The organism is Pseudofrankia sp. DC12 (genome assembly GCF_000966285.1).
GTDB lineage: Bacteria > Actinomycetota > Actinomycetes > Frankiales > Frankiaceae > Pseudofrankia.
The window spans coordinates 1,251,636-1,270,818 of sequence record NZ_KQ031391.1 but is presented as its reverse complement, the minus strand read 5'-3'; the positions used below and the strand labels follow the sequence as shown (position 1 = coordinate 1,270,818).

The following is a 19,183-nucleotide window of genomic DNA, read 5'->3' as shown; positions in this document are numbered from 1 at the left end:
GCTCGGCATACATCCGCACCGGCACCGTCGGCGTCGTCACCGCGGTGCACCTCGACCCGGACAACCCAGCCAGCCAGGCGCTGAGCGTCTACTTCCCAAGCAAGGGCACCGTCCACGTCCCGTGGGAGTACCTGACCCACCGGTTCGCCGACGGCCGCGACGGCGGCCTCGCCCACGCCTATGCGATCACCGCGGCCAGGGCCCAGGGCACCACCATGGACACTGCCCGCGCGGTCGTGCCGGACGACACGAGCCGCGCCGGCCTGTATGTCATGCTTTCGCGCGCCCGCACCGACGTCGCCGCCTACCTGGTGGCCCGCGACGAGCTCGACGAACGCGACGACGACGAGACCTGGCTGCCCACCGAGCCCAGCCCCGAAGGTCCGGTAGGCCAGCTGGCCGAACGGCTCGACCGGTCTCGGCCCGACCAGCAGGCCAGTGAGCAGGACCCGCTGGCCACCGCCGCGCACCGGCTTCGCCGCCAGCGCAGCCTCGCCGAGCTCACCGCGCTACGGCTCGGACAGTCGGCTCCACACCGGTCCGAGGCCCGACCGGCCACAGAGGTCGCGCGACACGCACCAGGCGCACGGCCTGTCCGGACCGGCGGGTCGTCCAGCGGCGCGAACGGCGCGCCCGCCGGCGAGGCACGCGGCGGCTGGACCGGCGCGAACAACACACCCAGCAGGCACGGCGCGCCCTGGACCGCGCCGAACGCGCCGTATGCACAGGCCGAGCCGACGCGCGCGGCGGGCGCGCCGCGCCAGGTGGTGCTTCGGCGCGCCGAGCTGGCCGCCGAAGCCGCCCTGCGCGCCGCCGCGCTGACCAACCCGCCGGCCGCGCTGGTCGCGCGGATCGGACCGCGGCCGGCCGCTGGCCCGGACCGGGCAGCCTGGGATGAGCTGGTCGGCGGACTCGCGGTGTATCAGGCCCGTCACCGCCCCGACGCTCACCCGCACGAGGTCGGGCCGCCGCCGGTCGCGACGCCGAACGGCCAGCCGGCGGACCCGTGGCTCACACGCCTGGAACAGGCGGTGTGGCTGGCCGACAGCTGGGCCTCAGCCCTGCCACGAGCCTTGCGGGACCGGTTCGACGGTGCAGGTCAGGTGCGACCGCGGGAACGGGCGGTCGCCGGACTGCACGCCCTGATCGACGCAGGCCACCAATCTGACGAGTTGTGGGCTGTCCTCACCGAGGTGCCGGTGGACGGGGTGCGCGCCGGTGCGGCGGTCCTTGAGCACCGCATTACCGATCTCTGTCAGCTCGCCGGCGTCGATCCCGCGCTTTACGAGTTGCCAGCTCCGCGCACCGCACAGCAGGAGTGGAACGATCTGTTCCGGCTCGTGCGCGCGGTCGAGATCAACCACCTGGCCGCGCAGCCGACGGCCGACCTCGCCACCGAACGGCGCTCCCTCACCTACGCATTGAGCCGGCCGGGCGAGCTCGCGCCGCCCCGCAGCGCGGACAGGGAACGGCTGACTTTGATCGAGGCGGCGCTGAACCGGCAGACGACCGACGCGTTGCTGCACGCGAAGGCCGAACCGGCTGGCTACTTGACGGCGCTGCTCGGGCCGAGGCTTGGCACCGGCCCGGAGGCACACGCGTGGAACGAAGCGGCCAGCCGGGTCGAGCACTACCGCCACCACGTCCTCGGACTGCCCTACGAGACCCCAGCCCACCAGGGCTCCGTCGACCCGATCCGCCACGCCCTCGGGGACCGCCCGACGGAACCGTCAGACGCAGCCGCCTACCGGCATGCTAGGGACATCGCTGGTCTGCGCGACGGTCAGTTGGAGCTGTAAACCGCCGAACTTCGGCTGGCGATGTCGGCCATAGCGCGTCCAGAGACAGCGGGTCAGTAGGCGACTGGCGGCACCGGTACAGGGGCGGCTGGTCGACGCGGCACGCGCGATCAGCGCCGTGACCTGTGCCGATGCCGTGGACCATCGACCGGATCAGTTTCAAACGCACAGTGAGGGTCACCGACGGGCGGTCGGTGACCCGAACTCCTCCACCTGGCTACCGGAAAACGCACCCACGGCCGGCGGAACGTACCTCATAATGCAACGGAAAGGTCGTCGCCAGAGAAGGTGCTCCGAGTGAGAGAAGAGATCCTCTCCGATCACGGCGGCGAGCAGCTGGCTTTGAGTGGAGAGCAGCTGCGGAGCGCCACTTCGAATCTAGAAGCGTGGCAGGATTCCTACTACGCGGCGCAGCAGGATCTGCAGGCCAGCCGCCGCGCAAAGCCGTGGTGGAAACGTGTGCTGGGCGTATCCACGGCCGTGGAGCGGGAGGCGCTCGCCCGCACTCAGAGTGCCCACCGCGAAGTCGCCTGGGCCGACTATGACCGGCAGCAGATCGACCAACGGTTTCGACAGCAGTCCGCTGGAGTACAAGGGGAGCAGACTCTGGCCTGGGGGCTATCCGAACTGGACGATTCCTGGGTCATGCTGCGTGGTTACCGTAACCGTCGAGGTGAGACCGACCATGTGCTGGTTGGGCCGCTCGGTGTATGGATGGTGGAGGTCAAGCGGCGCCGCATACGGCTGCATGTCAGCGGCGACGACTGGTGGTACGAGAAGATCAGCTCTCGTGGATATGTTGTCGATAAGGGCTGGGCCGTTGATGGCGGCGGACGCAGTTGGTCGCGACAGGTAAACGAGATCGCCTTCGAACTCGCCCGATGGCTTGACAAAAATCGCCACTATGTGCCGATACGCACGGCCGTTATGATCATGCACGATCACGCCGTTCTCGGCGATATCATAAATCCCACCGTCAGCCTTATCGGCACGCGTCCGGTGGAACTCCTGGAAGCGATGCGAACGCATGCCTTCCCCCTGGACGAGCCCACCTGCGACAAGATCGTTGACCTGATCCGTCGGGACCACAAATTTCACGGTCGGCAGCGCGGTCGATCCCAGCGTAGATGAAACTACAAGCCCAGTGTCGCGCCGAAACCGCCCCGGTCATCTGACGCGAACGTGCGGCTGCCGGTGTGAAAGTCGGAGTACGTCGCCGCCTGACAGAGGCGCGACTCGCGCATTCCTGGCGTGCCAGCGACCCAAAGGACTTCGACGGAGCCCGAGGGAACCTCCGGTTCACGGTCGACCCGGCCGACCAGATCGCAATCGGACCGCCGATCTTGCGTCGGCGGACCAGTTTGTTGGCTCATGAGTCGAGTGCGTGTAGTGAGCGCAGCAGGAGGCGGCCGAAGCGGGTGAGTAGGAGGGCGCCGGTTCCGGCTGTCGCGGTGGCCATGCCGATGAGCAGATCGGGCCAGGTGCTTGCGCCTAGTACCTGCAGGATTGCTAAGGCGGCGCCGAAGGGGAGCCCTACGACGGTGAGGATGCCGAGGGCCGCGCCGACGCGTTGGCTTTCTTGGGTTTGGGCGATTCGGTTGAGGTCGGCGATCTCGTTGAGGACGGCGTCGAATTTTTCGGGGAGGTGGTGCTGGGCTTGGTAGGCGGTGAGGAGGTCGTTGGCGTGGCTGTGGGTGCTGGCGTCGCGGAGCCAGTAGATGGTGCGGAATTTCGCGACGCGAGTTTCGAGGCGGGCGAGGTGTCGGGTCAGGTCTTTTGCGTCGAATGCGAGCGCGGTCTCGTCGATGAGGGTCGCGATGGTGGTGTTCTGGATCATCCCGATGATCAGTGCGTCGGTGTAGGGGGCGTGGGTGTAGTACTGGGCGAAGCCGAGGTAGGGGTCGTCGTGGCCTTGGTCGGTGCGTAGCGCGAGGAAGGCGGCGCCGTCGCGGACGACGAGGCCACGCCAGTCGGCGGACAGGGCGATGGTGCCGGCGAGGAGCTCGTCGGCGTGGTCGGGGTCGGGCGGGAAGTCGGCGCGCGTCGTGCGGGAGGCCAGTTGCCAGAGCCACTGGTCGGCGTTCGACCAGGTGGCGACGGGCGCCGGGTCGTGGGGCGTGGACGGTGGGCCGGCGGTGGAGGTCAGGAACGCGACGGTGAACGCTTTTGCGCCGGCTTTGAGCGTTGCCCAGGCTGGTAGCAGGCTTGCGAAGTCCGGGGCTGTGGCCGTGCTGTCGCGGCGGTGGGCGATCGCGCGCAGGGTTTCGAGGAGTTCGGGGGCGCCGGAGTACAGGTGGAAGACGGCGAAGGCATCGCCGAGGTGATCCGACGGGTCCGGGAGGATGATTTCGGCGCCGAAGACGACGCCTGCTGAGACCGGTGCGGACAGGTATTGGTGCCAGCGGTGGGGCTGGTGGTCTGTTCCGTAGAGGATGCGGGCGCAGGCGGGGCTGAAGTAGGTGGCGCGGGTGGCGGCGTTCGCTTCAGCCTGCCGGTAACGCAGCGGGAGCGGCCCGGTGGGCCAGTCGGGCGGGCTGGTGACGGTGGCAGGGCAGATGGCGACGAGGGAATGCCGGCCGGTGGGGGCTATCGGTAGAATTCGTCGACCTCCGGCAGGTCGAGCCTGATAACGAAATGCGCTCGGCCGCTGTCGGGGCTGGTTTCGAAGCGGACGCGTTCCCCGAGGATGACGGTGCGGAATCCTTCGGTGACGATGTCGCTGTAGTCGAAGCCGTGGACGTCGCCGGTGTGGTCGTCGCGGACAAAGTAAGTCGCGGTCACGTTGTGAGGGCCGGCACCGAGGGGCTGGCGGTCGACGATGCGGCCGAACCGCTGACCCGGGCCGGGTGTGGTGTCGACGGTCATGCGATGTCCTGGACACAGCGGAAGCCGACGGCGTTGCTGGCACCGCGACGGCGGTAGAGGGCTTTGGAGGAGGTCTGGACGGCGCGGTAGGGGTTGTCGTAGGAGCCGCCGCAGATCACGGCCGAGTTGATCTCGTCGAAGATGGTGGCGGTCCATTCCCAGACATTGCCGGCCATGCCACGGATGCCGAACGGCGAGACGTTCGTCGGATCGCCGCCGACCGGGGTGGGGGCGCTGCCGCGCAGCTGGCCGCGGTCGATCTCGTCTTTCCAGACCTCGTAGGTGACAAGCGGGCGGCCGCTGTAGGAGTCGGCGCAGTTGACGGCGGCGAGGTCGAGGTTGTCGCCCCAGGGGAACAGCCGGCCGTCGCTGCCGCGAGCGGCGGCTTCCCACTCGACGCATGTCGCCAGGCGTTTGCCTTCGAAGCGGGCGAATGCGTAGGCCGACCACCAGTTGACGCAGTTGACCGGGTGGTCGTCGTAGCGGGGATCGGTGAAGTAGTCGGGGTTGCGTAGCCGCTCGGCCCAGGGGGCGTGGGTGTGCTCGGCGGGCACGTCCGGATGGTCGAAGGCCGCGCAGCCGTCCTGCTCGATCGCGGCCAGGAAGCGTTTGTAGCGGCCGACCGTGACCGGGTGCTCGTCGAACAGCACGGGCTTCTCGATGCGTCGCAGCAGGAGGCGGTGGCTGGGACCGACCAGGTAGGTCCCGGCGGGAAGGACCTGGGGTGGCGCGGTGACGGGGTCGGTGCCGAGGTGGTGAAGAAATCGGCGGACCTGCTCGGTCAGGAACGGCTCGCCACCGGCGGAGGCCGCGTAGCGGGCGGCCGCGGAACGTAGATGGCGGGCGGCGAAGTACTCCTGGAACACGGTGTGGATCGGAGCGACTGCGTCTGGTCCGGCGGCCCGGAACAGCGGGGCGAGCAGAAACGACTCGGCAGCGACCCGCCCATCGGCGAAGCAATCGATTCCGATCTCGGTGCAGATCTCAGCGAGGCTGAAGACTGACCGGTCGGCGAGGAAGGCGGCACCCAGAAGGCCATCCAGCTTTGGGCTGATGTGGGCGAGCCCGCTGTCGGCCAGGACCTGGTCGACCCGCGCGGCTACGAGTCCGGCGAGCCGGCCGGTCTGCTCGCCGGCGAGGCCGCCGTCATCGTCCCGCCCGGTCTGGTCGGACAACAGCAGCTCAAGCGGTGACACGGTGAGGACCTGCGTCTCGCGGTGGACCTCGACGTCGTCGAGGCGGACGACGCTGAACCGTGGCAGCTCGAGTGGGTCGATGCCGTCGGCGTGCAGGTGCTGCACGAGCTTTTCCGAGATCAGCGTCGAGCTGTTCAGTAACCGGCGGACCTGCGGGGAGTCCGCGAGGAACGAGTACCGCGACGACAGCACCACGGTCGACTCGGCCGACAGCGCCTGCGCGACGTCGGCGAACAAGTCGAGGAACGCCGGCAGGCTGGTCCCCTGAACGGCCTCGTCGATCGCGTCGAGCACGCACAGCACAGAGCCGGCACGAATCAGATAAAGGAAGACGTCGAACACCCGGTTCCGCGGCACCTTCACATACGGGCCCAGGACGCGGGTCACGAAGTCAGCGAACTGCTCGTCGTGACTCTTGAGACTCATGTCCAGGTAGAAGCGGTACCGATGCGCTGCAGGAGGAGCGTCGCCGACGGCCAGCTCGCGCAACAGCGTCGTCTTCCCACTGCCCGGGCCGCCGATGACCAGGATGTTCGCCGAGCTGCCCGCGAGCCGGCGCAGGATCGCCGCCGCGTCATCCGTCTCGGTCACCGTCATTTCGCCCGTGCGCGGGTCGGTCTCCAGGACCTCGCCCGCGATCGTCACCGTCGCGGCTCCTTCTGGCGCCGAAGTGGGCGCCAGCGTCGCGAGGTGCGCCGGGATGTCAACGATCCGCTCGACGAACCGGTCGTAGGCAACGATCCGGATCTCGCCGTCCGCGCACGGAGCCGTGCCGGCGGGCGGCTCGTCGTCGACGACCAGGAACCGGGTCAGCTTCGGTAGCTGTGTCTGCAGCAGCTCGCCGCCGGTCGCGGCGATCAGCTGCTCCAGCTCCTCCGGGCTGCGGCCGAGGATGATCTCGACGTAATCGACCTGGAGCCCCGCCTGGCGGCAGAACAGCTGGTAGACCGTGCTCTCCGAGAGCTCGAACCGTTTGATCAGCCGGTAGCCCAGCGTCGTGTAGAGACCGGCGAGGAACTCCGCCTTCCGTTCCACGAGCGGGTCCAGCGACGGCGCCTCGCCGGTGATCGCGGCGATGCCAGTGGAGGTGAACCACTCCAAAACATCCAGCAGCCGCCGGACCGCCAGCAGGCCGTCTTCCTCCGCGATGTCGTAGCCGTCGTGGGTCGAGCGGTTGCGTAGCCGCTGGATGTCGGTCAACGCATTGACGACGTTCGTGCTGCGGATATGCGGCCGGCAGCCCTTGATCAGATCGTTCAGGGCTTTCCCGGACGGGTCGCCGGCCACGCCGTGGTGCGTCCACAGCTGCTTGAGGAGCCGCTCGGTGATCTTCCCGATCAGCGCGACCGTGTTCTCCGGGTAGCCGTCCCCGAGTGAGCGGACCGGCCGTTCGAAGTCCAGGCCCAGATGCCGCGCGATCCGTCCGTGCCCGTCCAGCTCCGCCCGTAGGCGGTGCAGCCGGTCATCGACCGACTCAGTCACCGTCGGCCCCGTCCCGTCGGCCGAGCACGAACGCGAACCTGTCCGGAAACACCAGCACCGGCCCGGGATAGCGGGCGTCGATCTCAGCGATCCCAGCCGCGAGCTCGTCGTCGTCGAACGACGCCAACAGCGACATGTACCGGGACCGGACCATGGTGAGGTAGCGGTCCTTCGGAATCCGCAGCTCGAACTCCTGGTAGGCGACGGTCACGGTCAGGCCCGCGGCCCGCATGTGGGCCGCGATGTCCTCCGGGTCCGGCTGCAGCTCCTCGAAGCGCCGCAGCGCCGCGTCGAACAGCGGATACGAGATCGTCGTCGGCAACATCACGACCAGCAGCCGCCCGCCGGGAGCGAGTAAACCGGCCAGCCCGGCGACCACCCACGACCGGTCCGCAGTCGCGACGTGGTGAATCGCCTCCTTGACCACGACGGCGTCCAACGAACCCAGCGCCACCAGCACTGACCGGCTGGCGTCACCATCAGCGGCGCTGGCGGCCAGGTCCTCAGCGGAGGCCTGGACCGCGACGAGGCCATCGACCGGAGGGAGCTGCCCGAGCATGCCCGCTGACGGATCAACACACAGCACCCGAGCCGACGGGCCGACGACATCCAGCAGCCTGCGCGCGAACAGGCCCGTCCCGCAGCCCACATCGGCCACCCGGTCACCTGGCGCCAGATCCAGCGATCCGGCGATGGCGTCAGACATCCAGTCGAGGAAGGCCTCGCTGTGAGCCCAGTTCTCGTCGTAGCTACCCGCCAGCCGCTCATAATGCGCCGACGTCTCAGGACCAGAAGCCAACCAGGACACCCCCCGGGGCAGCGGAGCCAGACGGATCGTAACCGACCCGTGGCACACAGACTCTGCAATCCGTGCAATCGGACAGTGTCTCCGACTCTCGCTGCGAGTTCAGAGGTCTCCCTTGGTGGTAGCGCTGCTGCGACCGTTGCTCAGATCAGACCTCGCTTTCTTCGCAGCCAGGGTCGCCAGCGACCGTTCGCCGCAGTCCGTGAGACCAGGGCTACGGCTATGCCTATCGTGACGGGAACGTTGGGGCCTGGCCTCGCATGCCGGTCAGGGAACGGATACCGCAGGTGGCCGCTCAGAGCCGTGCCGGCGTTTGCCGAACCCGTGTCGATCGACGCGACGATGGCCCAGCTTGGGAACATCGCCGCCCCCTCCGACCCTCGTCGCCGTTGTTATTCCTTGCGGGGAAGAAAAGGCGAGGGGGTGCCGGCCCAGAGGACGACGAGGGCGTCGCGGGCGCGGGAGGCGGCGACGTAGAGGAGGAAGCGTTCGCGGGCCTCGCGGTCGGCGCGTTCGTCGGCGGTCTCGTCGGCGAGGGCCTGGGCGGACGGGAGGTTGTCGCGGTCGACGCCGAAGAGGATGACGCGGCTGAACTCGAGGCCCTTGGCGCGGTGCATGGTCATCAGGCGCGGGGCGTCGGCGCGGCCGGAGTCCTGACCGGCGATGACCTGCACGGGGATGCCGCGGTCTCGGAGGCCTTGCGCGACTGTGTCGCGCTGCGCGGCGCCGCGGGTGAGGATGCCGAGGCTGCCGGGCTCGACAATCGTGCGGCGGGCAGGCGTTTCGCCCGAGGCGGCCGTGGCCGGGGGTGGGTTGAGCCAGGCTCGCAGGGTGGCGGCGGCGGTGTCGAGCTCGTCGGTCAGGCCGGTGCAGGCGCGTAGGAACGGCGCGGGCCCGGACATGGCCGAGCGGTAGCCGGCGACGCTGTCGGTTTCGTCGTCGAGGTCGGTGACGGGGGTGTCGCCGAGGACGCTGACCGCGAAGCGCAGGTTCTGGGCGGTGGTCCGGTAGTTCAGGGTGAGCCGGCGGCTGCGGCCGCGGACGTGGATGCCGTAGCGGGACAGGACGACCTTTTCGCCGTAGATGCGCTGGTGGGAGTCCTCGGCGATGAACAGGTCGTTCGGACCCTCGGCGACGAGGGCGCGTAGGAGGCGCCAGTGGCCCGGATGAAGGTCCTGAGCCTCGTCGATCACGACGTGGTCGGCGGTCCGATGACCGGCGGCCTCAGCGACGGTGTCCGCGCAGCGGGCGGCGAGAACCGCGATCTCGGCGAAGCTGGCCCTGTGTTCTAAGGCGAGCTGGCGGCGGTAGGCCTCGACGGCGTCCCAGACTGCCATTCGTTGCGCCCGGGAGAGTCGGGTGCCGCGTCCGGGGCGGGGGGCTCGAACGTAGTCGGCCCGGGCGGTCAGGTCACGGGCGAGGATGACCATCCGGTACTCGCCGAGCAGAAAGCTGGGTCGGGCAAGATCGCCGGTCAGCCCGGCGGCGCGGGCGGCGTCGGCCCAGGCGGCGCGTTCCTTCCGGTCGGTGAGCGGCTCGGGGACAGCGCCACTCGACAGCAGGTCGCTGTCGGCCTTCGCGCGGATCTCCATCGGGGTGTTGCCCAGGATTTCCAACGCCAACTGGTCGATGCCGCGGACGGCGACGCCAGGTTGGCCGAGGCGGACCTGCGGGATCGCCGGGTCGAGGACACGCAGGTCGCGGGCGAGGTTGTCGGCCAGCGTGCGGGTGAAGGTGGTGAGCACGACCCGGGCGCCGGGCCGGTCGGCGGTCAGATGCCGGGCTCGGTGCAGGGCGACGACCGTCTTCCCGGTACCGGCGCCGCCGGTCAGCCGGTAGGCGCCGCCCGTCCGCAGGAGGGCGTAACGGCGCTGCTCGGGATGCAGGAAGACGCGCCAGTCCGCGAACGCGCCGTCGAGGACGCGGCGAAGCTGGTCGTCTGTCTGAATCCGGACGAAGTCCATCAGGGTGCCCGGCCGGGTGAGCGCAGCCTCGACCTCGGCGTTGGTCGCCGGGGTCAGTCGAGGCTCCGGTTCAGTGTCCGGTCCAGCCTCTGCCGTCGGGATCGCAGCGTGTGCCGCCGGTTCGGGCGCGGCGGCGTCCGGCTTGAGCTGGGCCAGGACCTCGGCGACCGAGGCGCCGGTGGCCAGGGAGAGCAGAGCATCGCTCTGCCAGGCGGGGACGCGCTCATCGCCGGCGACGGCGATCAGCGCGTCCTCGTCGGCGCAGGCAAGCGCGCGCCGCGACAGGTCCGCGGGAAGGCCGAGCGCTTCCAGCTCTACGGCGGTGAACCGTGCTAGCAGCGACTCCGCACTCTCCGGTGGCGGAGCGGCGCGCTCGTCGGCCTGATTCGTCAGATCTTGTCCGGCGAGGATCGCGGTCGGTGACACCGATGGCGACGGCAGGTGGAGAGTTCCCGCTTGAGTCGTGGCCTCAAGGACCTCCAGGACTCCGGTGACCGGGTTGGTCGTCAGGACAATGCGTTCGGCGAGCGCGTTCGCCTCGTCATGCGGGGCGACCGCGGCAAGAACGAAGTGCGGCTCGGGCTGCTGGGCCACCAGGAACATGACGGCGCGGAAGTTGTCATTGACTCGACCCGTGCGCACTCGTGGGTCGCGAGAGCCCTTGATCGGCTCGATGTGCAGACCGGGACTCGTCGGGTCGGTCATCAGCTTCGTCAGGAAGTCCCAGGCACGCTGCTTCAGCGACCCGTCGATGTCGAGCCGCTTGCGGAACTGTCGGGACATCGTGATGTTGCTCATCGACGCCCACAGCCTCCATCTGTCGCCAACGACGCCCCAGCCCAGCCCGGGGCCGCCGTCGGCGAGCGTAGCGAGGATCTGCGGCTTCGTGGACCAGGCCAAGCCGCTATCGGACGAGTCGTCGGGGCTACCCGGCCCACGTCAGACATCGCCAACCTTCAACAGGTCTGCGAGGCGATCTAGTTCGGGGCCAAGCACCCGCCAGCCGGCGCCGGCCAGGGTCGCGGTGAGGGCCTCGTCCGGGGCGATCAGGACGGCGATGCGGACGTCGGCCCACGCGAGGTCGAGCGGGTATCCGTCGTCGGTCTCGTAGCCCTGCTCCGGTAGGGGGACGCCGGCGGCGGCGAGGCCGACGAGCAGCGTTCGTTCGAGGTCGTCGGCGGCGGTGTCGACAAGGGCCTGCCAGGCCGGGTCCAGCGAAGGCGAAGGCGTAGGCGCAACGGGCTCGCCCGCGGTAGCGGCGTCGGGCGAGAGGGGTGTCTGGTTGAGCGTCTGGGAGAGCGCGCGGGGCCGGGTGCGGGTGGCGTGGCCGAGGACGTTCGAGAGCGCGAGCCAGGCGCGCCAGGCGGCGGTGCCCTCGTCGGTGGCGAGGGTGTCGTCGCGGTCGTCGAGGAGGAGGACCGAGCCGACGTCGTAAGGCCGGGTCGCGCGACCGGCGGTGGCGACGGTGAGTGGGCCGTGCCGCCAGCACCAGCCGATGAGCTCAGCACCGGCCGCGTCCACGGGCTGTGCCGCCGCCGGGTCGACCGGGACTCCGAGTGCCTCGGCCGCGATCGTCTCCAGGTCGGCCCGGCTGCCGATCGGCTCCGGCTTGCCGGCGACGAGGGCGAAGGGCAGGCCATCGGCCAGCGCCTGCCAAGCCTCCTTGCGATTGGCGTTCATGATCCAGTCGACGAGCTGGGTGACGGCGTCCGCGGTGGCGAGGGAGTCGGGGATCGACCCCGCTGGGATGCGTTGCTGGCGCAGCTTGGTGAGCCGGCCGTGAACGGTGTCGGTGTACCAGGAGGCCCCCGCTGGGCTGGCCTGTTCGCCGCGGGAAATTGCCTCGAAGGTGGCGACGTCGTCGTCGGTGATCGCCCAGACGAGGTTGCCGGCGGAACGCAGTGCCGCGCGCTTCGCCGCGTCGTCGGCGATCCGGTTGTGGGCCGGCGTTGCGTGCCAGAGCCGGCCGTCGGTGAAGATGTAGACCCGCGGGATGGCCGGGTCCTCACAGAGCAGCTCGAAGTCGGGCCGGGAGCCGTGGGCGTGGACCTGAGGGCGCAGTGTCCAGCGGCGGTGGACCTGGCCGGGGACGCCGAAGCGGACCTCGGTGCCGACGAGCTGCGGGATCTCCTGGACGGAGGCCCCGCGGGCACGCAGCGCCTCGGTGAGCACGCGACGGAACCGGAGTTCGAGGGCGCTGTCGAGGGATGGCATCGGGATGTCGGCGATCGAGCGCAGCTGCTCGGGATGCCAGCCCCGACCGGCCTGCTCGTCGGCGCCCTCGGCTGTCTCCACGGCCCCGGCGGTCGCGGCGGGCAGGCCGAGCAGTTCGCGCAGCACTTGCTCGGCGCGGGCGCGGGAGGTGCGTTCGACCTGCGTGGTGAACGGCAGCAGGCATCGCGGGCAGGCGAGCAGCCCCTCGTCGCGACACGGGCAGGTGGCTACGACGTCGAACGCCGCGGTGAGGATCTCGCGGACCCGGCTGGGACGGGCCAGGTCGGCCAGGTAGCCGGTGCCGCCGGGGACGCGGTCGTGCAGGAGCAGTGCGGTGCGGTCCTGGCCGTTGACGGGAAGGTGCGCCTCGATGAGATCGAGGTGATCGGGGCTACCGCCGAGGATCTCGCGCAGGCCGAGTAGCAGCGCGGCCCGCAGAGACGGGACGCCGAAGTGGTCGAGGGTGACGTGCGGCGGCAGCAGGACCCGCACGGCCTGGGTCCGCAAGGTGCGGCCGAGAGCGAACTCCACCCAGGGGACGACGATCGCGGTGCGGTGCTGGCACCAGGCGCGGTGCCGTGCGCTGGTCAGATCGCGCACGCCGGGTTGGGCGGCGGGGACGACGCCACAACCAGGACAGACAGTGAACAGCGGCGCGCGGACTTCCACGCCGGCGAGCACGCGGGGCGCGCCCTGCTCGACGGCGCGGCCGACGTTGACCCAGCGGATGTCGACCTGACGGACGTACTCGGCGCCGAACGGGTAGTCGCGCAGCTGCCAGGCGTCCGAGACCTGGTCCGGGTCGACGTCGGCGGCGGGGACGACGGTGAAGGCGAGCCGGTCGCGTTCGTCGCGGGCATCTGAGATCGCCGCGTTGTCGCGGGAGACCTGCGCGGAGACCCGCTCCAGCGGCAGGACGGGCAGAGCCTGGCCCGTGTCAGCGAGGCCTGTGTGGCCGCAGCGCGGGCACGTCGCCGGGACGTGGGGCGCAGGCTCGGACCGGCGGGAGGCCTGGGACCAGCCGCAGGCGGAACAGAGCCGCCAGGTCTGCAGCAGAGCGTCGAGGTCACGGCCGACGTCGACGGCGTCGATGCGTACCGCGAGGCCCTGGGCGTAGAAGGTGGAGCCGGGCGCCCATTCGGTGAGTGCGATGGCGCTGCCGCGTTGGTAGGCGCGGGCTTCTTCCTTGTACTCGGCGGTCTCGTGGTCGACCCAGCGCAGCGTGACGTCGAGGCTGACGGAGTCGTCGAGCAGGGTGTAGTTCGGCAGGACGCCGCGTTCCTCCAAGGCGGCGACCCAGAACTGGCCGCCGAGGTCGGCGCGGCGTTTCCCGAGGAACCTCAGTTCCGCGGCGGCCATCCGGGCGGCGACCCGGTCGTCGTCCGTGGCGGTCGGTCTGCCGGCCGTTTCCTGGAGGCCGGGGAGCTTCTCGCGTAGCGCGGTTTGCCGATGGCCGAGGTCGTCGATCTCGCGGCGGTAGTCGACCGCTGCCCGGCGCAGCAGCTGGCCCAGGCCCGAGACCTGGCCGTCGGCAAGGTCGACGCCCGCCCAGCGGCGCAGGTCGTCGGCGGTGTCGGGGCGGACCAGGTCGCCGAACAGGGCGAGAAACGTGGTCGTGTACGCCTCGGCGTGGTCGGTCGCGTCGGTGAGCAGTTCGCCGAGCCAGGTGCCCGGCCCGGCGTCGATGTCGGGGAAGACACCGGCGGCGTTGATCGGGTCAGGCGCGCCCGCCCGGGCACGGCGGTCGACGAGCCAGGCGACGAACTGGCGGCGCAGGATCTCGATCGCGTCCAGGTAGGTCGCCGGCGGGCGGACCTCGCCGTCGAGTAGCGCCAGCGGGTCTTCGAGCAGCGCGGAGTTTCGGGCCCGGCCGGGGACGTACGCCAGGATCAGCGCGTTGCCGGTGAGCCGGCCGGCCCGGCCGACCCGTTGCAGGTACGAGGCGACGGACCGGGGCAGCGAGCCGAGCAGCACCGTGGACAGGTCGCCGATGTCGATGCCGAGCTCCAGCGTCGGCGTCGCGGTCAGCACGTTCGGGACGTCGGGGCCGGTGCCCTCGCGGAACGCGGTCTCGACGTCGGTGCGGACCCGGTCCGGCAGCAGCCCGGTGTGCTCGTGGGCGACGACCCGGCGCATGTCGCCGCTGTTGTAAAGGGTGCGGTAGTAGTCGTCACCCCGCGCCGCGCGGCGCAGCGTTCCCGGGCAGAGCTGGCGCAGGCAGGCCGCGCCGTCGAGGTCGTCGACGGTCTGGCGCCGCCCGGGGGTGAGCGTCTGGCAGACGTCGCAGCGCAGCGCCAGCGACCCGTCAGCGAGCCCAGGATCGTCTGCGACCGCGAGCATGATGCGCTCCGGGTCGAGGGCGAACACTGTCGCCCCGGAGTTCGTCCGCCGGGTGCGCAGCCAGCCGACGGCGGCTGCCTCCTCCAACAGCGCCCGTGCGACGAGTCCTCCGTCGCGGTTCGTCAGCCGCAGCTGCCGCGCCGACCAGCGGGCGTACCAGGCCCTGGTGTTGGTGACGGCGTCGAGGTTGTCGGCGCGGGTGCCGGTCGTCGGAAATCCTGGCGCCGGCCGTCCCGGCGGGAAGGCGGGCAGGCCTTCATTGCGGGCGTCGCCGCGACCTCCAGACAGAAACCAGCGGTTGCCGTCGTCGTCGACGTACCGGTCAAGCCAGCGGTGCGCGATCCCACCCTGCGTGCGGACCCGTTCGAGCAGGCCGCGGACCCAGCCGGCGAGCCGGGCGTCATCGAGGGTGGCGCCGAGGGCGTCGTCTACATCCTGGGAGAGGCTGTGCTGCTCGCGGGCCTTGGCGACGGCCCGGCGACCCACGTTGCGCAGCGCCCGTGGTGAGTCGGTGTCGACCTCGGCGACTACCGCCCCGGTGAGCTCCAGCGTGCGGCCGGTGCGGGCGTTGAGGCCGAACTCCAGGGCGGCGTCGAACCCCAACCGCCGTTCCACCGCCCGCCGGGCGCTCCCTCGCTCGGAGGCGCTTCCGGACGGGTGCCAGTAGCGGTGGAACGACGCCCAGTCGGCGACCGTCGGCGGGACGAGCCGGTAGCGGCGGACCGCGTCGTCGCCGGCGCGGGCCATCGCCTCCCGAGGCAGGTCGGACAGCGCCAGCGGCCCGGCCGCGGTGATCGCGTCGAACAGGGCCGCGCGCAGGCTCAGCGCGTGGGAGCGGGCCTGCACGAAGCCGGCCATGTAGGCGGCATCCTGCACCGAGTCGGTGAACAGCAGGCTCTTCTTCTCGGCCCGGTCCAGATGCGCGGAGCCGAAAAGGGCGGAGAGGCTCACCGACGTCAGCGTCGACACCCCGGTGCCGAGGAACCGGATGCCGTCGGCCTGCTGGCAGGACGGGCAGGTCTGGTCGCGGGCCGAGGCGTCGTCGTCCCAGTCGACGAGGACCGGAACGAACGCCGACTCGTCGGCGCCGCCGTCGGTGGGCGGCCGGCCGACGAGCTGGAGGCTGGCCAGGTCCAACCAGAGCAGGCCCTCGACGGGCGCCGCATCGTCATTGGCCAGCGTGGCGGCCTCACCCGGAGCGTGCAGCAGGGCTCGGAACCGCTGGTCAGCGGCGCGGGCCGCCTTGCGGATCGAGGCGTCGGACGCTTCGATGTTGCGGCCCAGCACCGAACGCAGCGCACCCCAGCCAGACCGTCCGCAGTGCCGGCAGTACAGCGCCGGAAGATAAAGCTCCGGATCGGCGTGGGCGCCGTCGTCCGACCAGCGGAACGCCGGCACCGCCGCGACCCGCCGATCGACCCGGGTCACCTCCCGCACCCACAGCTGAGCATCCACGCCGAGCAGGCGGCGCCCGGCCACGCCGACCGCGTCGGCGCGGGCCGCCGAGAGCAGCCCGAGCAGCGCCTCGACGACCAGCACCCCGTCGGTCCGATTCGGGCTCGCGTCGTCCGGCAGCACGGCCTCGGCCAGCGCCCTGGGCGGCGCCGGTCGCAACGCGGCCGGCAGCAGCCGCTCGACGAGTGGGTGGCCGGCGAGCAGTGCGGCGAGCCGGCCCCGGGTGCGCAGCCGGCGGACATCCGCCGCCGCCAGGCCCGCACCGTCACTCTCCCGGATGAACAACGACCCCAGTAGTGCGTGCGCCACCTCGTCCGGGCCACCGCCCGCCGCCGCGCGGATCGCATCCGCGAGCAGCGCCGCCGACGCCACCGGCCGGGCCGCGAATCCTGGCGCGGAGCCCGCAGTCGCCGCACGCCACTCGTCCGGCGACATCCGGTCCTCGACGACGACCGTGTCAGCCTCGAATGGGCAGCCGAACACCGTCTCGGCGAAGGTCCGCATCGCCGCGAACGACGCCTCGTCGCCACCGCCGAGGGTCGCCGACGTCGCCACGGGCACGATGTCGCCGAGCGGGGCCCCCTCGCGGGCGACGCCGAGCATCGAGCCGAGGCGACGCAGCAGCATCGCCACGTCGGTGCCCTGCGCGCCGTCGTAGGTGTGGAACTCGTCGAGGACCAGGTAGGTCAGCGACTCCTCGGCGCCGACCCACAGGCCACGGTCGTTCGCCCGCAGCAACAGCTGGTCGAGCATCTTGTAGTTCGTCAGCAGCAGGTCCGGCGGGTCCGAGCGCAGCACCTCCCGCGACGTGATCAGACCGTCCGGGGTCACCTGGGTGCGCTGGGCCTTGTCCTCGCCGGTGTAGATCCCGGCGGTCAGCCCGCCCAGGCGCGGGTCGGACGTGAGCAGCTTCGCGATCCGGTCCGCCTGGTCGTTCGCCAGCGCGTTCATCGGGTAGAGCAGCAGCGCCTTCAACCCAGGCTGGCCCTGCCGGCGCATCCGCAGCGCGTGGTCGAGCAGCGGGATCAGGAACGCCTCGGTCTTGCCCGAGCCGGTACCCGTCGTCACCAGCGTCGGACGCGGCCGTGTGTGCTTCGAGGAGAGGCGCTCGAACGCCTGGGCCTGGTGGACGTAGGGCTCGAACCCTTCCTGCCACCAGTCCAGCGCCACCGTCCAGGCGCCGTCCGCCGGGCGGAACGGTAGGCGCAGCCGGGCGAAGGGGCCGCGGAAGATGCCCTCGTCCGGGTCGATCAGGAAATCGGTCAGCGCCGCGCGGACGTCGTCGTCGGTCAGCGCGAACGTCGTCGACAGGTAGTCGGTGAGCGCTCGCCGCAGGTCGGCCGCCTGGAGCGAGGGGAGCAGTGGGCCGCTCACGCCGACACCCACCCGGAAACACCGGCTGTCCAATTCAGAGCGACGCCCCGTATGCGTGCGGCAATGATGATCATCGGTCTTGTACCGGAATACGAAACATACAATCTTCGTGGTTCGGATTGCCGTACATAACCGCCGCTCATCGACGCACGCAGGGACAGCCTCATCATGCCGTGTCCACCCCACGGCCGATCTTTCCCGCGACGTCCGGGCTTTGGCTCTGGCGCGCTGCGACCAGTCGGGAAAAGTGCTCGTGGGCCAGCCGTAGATCGCGTTCCCGGTCGACGGCGAAGAATGGACCGACATAGGTACGATCAGGAGCCTGCAATGTATGTATCTTGTGCCCGCCCGACGCCTCCTTGTCAAGTTCCTTCACCAGCTCGGCCGGAACCTCTCTGCCGAAACTGTCGAATCGCAATCGACGCTCATTCTGTCGAAGAATGGGGAACTGTGTCCGATATACGGCCGCCAGTTCGTCAGCAGTGAATCCAAGCATGATAGCAACAATCGCGTCGATCTCTATCAACGCTTGCCGTCGATCCGCCGGCCGACGTAGCGGCGTATCGTACTGCCACGACGACGTAATTTCCCCGACCTCGGATCGATCGCGATAAGCGGTGCCGGCACCTGGAACCCATCGATCGTTCTTCCATTCTGCAGAGTGCAGTGTATTCCACAACGGAGCGTAGGGCCGGACTAGGCAGTTGAGCCGGAGCGTGCGTAGTACGATCTCCTGCTCCAAGGCGTGTCCCCTGACGTGGGGAAGCTTGGAAAGAACTCCGATCTTAATATTTGCTACCGTTGTCACCTTGATGAAAAAGTCTGCGATAAGCGAGGAAGTTGTCGCTGCCGAAACTGCTAGGTCTAGTGGATCTTCGACGGTGAGCGAGAAAATTCCAAGAACATGAGAAGGTCCCGGGGGAATTATGGCGGAATGCAACGTCCGTGCCGTCGCGGGGTCAGCCATGGCCCGCCAGGAGAGACGAAAGTCGTCGCAGCTGGGGTGTCCATTCCACTGCGTGTAGGCTTCCCGGTAAGCGCTCACAGAGCTCGCGCGTTGATATTTTGTTCGAGGAATAAAGTTCTCGGTGATTTCCTCGAGATCTATTGGTTTGTAATCCTGATGATTCTTGGCGGTCGGATTCGGCTGTTGGAAAAGTGCTGTTCCAGCGCTCAGATGCGGTCCTTGAAGGATTACATCCTGCCACGATCCAGCAAACCCCGGCCTCCGTTCAAAGTATCCTTTTTGGCGATCTCCAGTCTCGTGCCATCCCGGAGTCCAATGAAAGTCCAAGGCGCCAAGTCTTGGCGCGCTAGCTATTTTTTCCAGAACTATGGCCGTGGAGCTATTAACCGGAAAGATTGCGCGAGCCTGATCGAAGTGTGTACCGGGCTCGTCGAGGAGATCCGCCCAGCCCGAGAGAACCTTCCAGTCCACGTGGGTGATGCGTGCTCGATGAGGTCGAGTATCCCACTTTCCGTCGTCGTCCTTGACTCCAGGCTCGTCCCCTGACCCATCGTGCAGTAGAGAGCGGTCGATGGTCGATGGGTCATAAATCCAAGCGGCCTGAAGAAAGGATATGGTGCCACGCGGTGCACCATAAATATGCACTCCGAACTCGCGTGTGTCCTTGATTTCGAACAGGCGATGCTTGTTCCGATACTGCCAGGGCGGCATCAAACGGTCGT

9 protein-coding genes and 1 pseudogene are annotated in these 19,183 nt (G+C 69.6%); 3 read left to right on the top strand and 7 right to left on the bottom strand.

The window, feature by feature from the left end; genetic code table 11:
* Positions 1–1,799: pseudogene (locus FRADC12_RS05205) on the top strand (MobF family relaxase); the annotation flags it as partial.
* Positions 1,800–2,096: 297 nt separating this feature from the next.
* The gene (locus FRADC12_RS05200; RefSeq protein ID WP_045875779.1) at positions 2,097–2,930 is read left to right on the top strand and encodes a nuclease-related domain-containing protein; all 834 of its coding nucleotides are present in this window, start codon (positions 2,097–2,099) and stop codon (positions 2,928–2,930) included.
* Between the two features lie 238 nt (positions 2,931–3,168).
* Here the strand turns inward: FRADC12_RS05200 and FRADC12_RS28100 are convergent, their stop codons facing one another.
* Positions 3,169–3,636, bottom strand: a complete 468-nt coding sequence (locus tag FRADC12_RS28100) for a hypothetical protein (protein WP_052710694.1) — start codon at positions 3,634–3,636, stop codon at positions 3,169–3,171.
* A 405-nt stretch (positions 3,637–4,041) separates the two neighbouring features.
* Between FRADC12_RS28100 and FRADC12_RS33745 the strand changes: the two genes are divergently transcribed.
* Positions 4,042–4,173, top strand: a complete 132-nt coding sequence (locus FRADC12_RS33745) for a hypothetical protein (RefSeq protein WP_255355170.1) — start codon at positions 4,042–4,044, stop codon at positions 4,171–4,173.
* A gap of 212 nt (positions 4,174–4,385) precedes the next feature.
* Here FRADC12_RS33745 and FRADC12_RS05190 read toward each other — a convergent pair whose 3' ends face one another.
* The 6 genes from FRADC12_RS05190 to FRADC12_RS30885 all read right to left on the bottom strand — a co-directional run bounded on the left by FRADC12_RS05190 (position 4,386) and on the right by FRADC12_RS30885 (position 19,172).
* Positions 4,386–4,664: a hypothetical protein gene (locus FRADC12_RS05190; protein ID WP_045875778.1), complete on the bottom strand. Its 279-nt coding sequence runs from the start codon at positions 4,662–4,664 to the stop codon at positions 4,386–4,388.
* Entirely contained in the window at positions 4,661–7,342 is a 2,682-nt protein-coding gene (locus FRADC12_RS05185) for an SUMF1/EgtB/PvdO family nonheme iron enzyme (RefSeq protein WP_045875777.1), read from the bottom strand. Before FRADC12_RS05185 ends, FRADC12_RS05190 begins: the two co-directional genes overlap by 4 nt.
* Positions 7,335–8,141 carry a class I SAM-dependent methyltransferase gene (locus FRADC12_RS05180; RefSeq protein WP_045879111.1) on the bottom strand — a complete coding sequence of 269 codons (807 nt, stop codon included), beginning with the start codon at positions 8,139–8,141 and terminating at the stop codon, positions 7,335–7,337. The genes FRADC12_RS05185 and FRADC12_RS05180 overlap by 8 nt, the downstream gene beginning before the upstream one ends.
* Before the next feature lie 398 nt (positions 8,142–8,539).
* Positions 8,540–10,909, bottom strand: a complete 2,370-nt coding sequence (locus tag FRADC12_RS05175) for a UvrD-helicase domain-containing protein (RefSeq protein ID WP_045879110.1) — start codon at positions 10,907–10,909, stop codon at positions 8,540–8,542.
* A 141-nt stretch (positions 10,910–11,050) separates the two neighbouring features.
* Positions 11,051–17,494, bottom strand: a complete 6,444-nt coding sequence (locus tag FRADC12_RS05170; RefSeq protein WP_045879109.1) for a DEAD/DEAH box helicase — start codon at positions 17,492–17,494, stop codon at positions 11,051–11,053.
* 166 nt (positions 17,495–17,660) lie between these two features.
* Complete coding sequence (locus FRADC12_RS30885; protein ID WP_157488696.1) at positions 17,661–19,172, bottom strand: hypothetical protein; 1,512 nt, start codon at positions 19,170–19,172, stop codon at positions 17,661–17,663.
* Between the last annotated feature and the right edge of the window lie 11 nt (positions 19,173–19,183).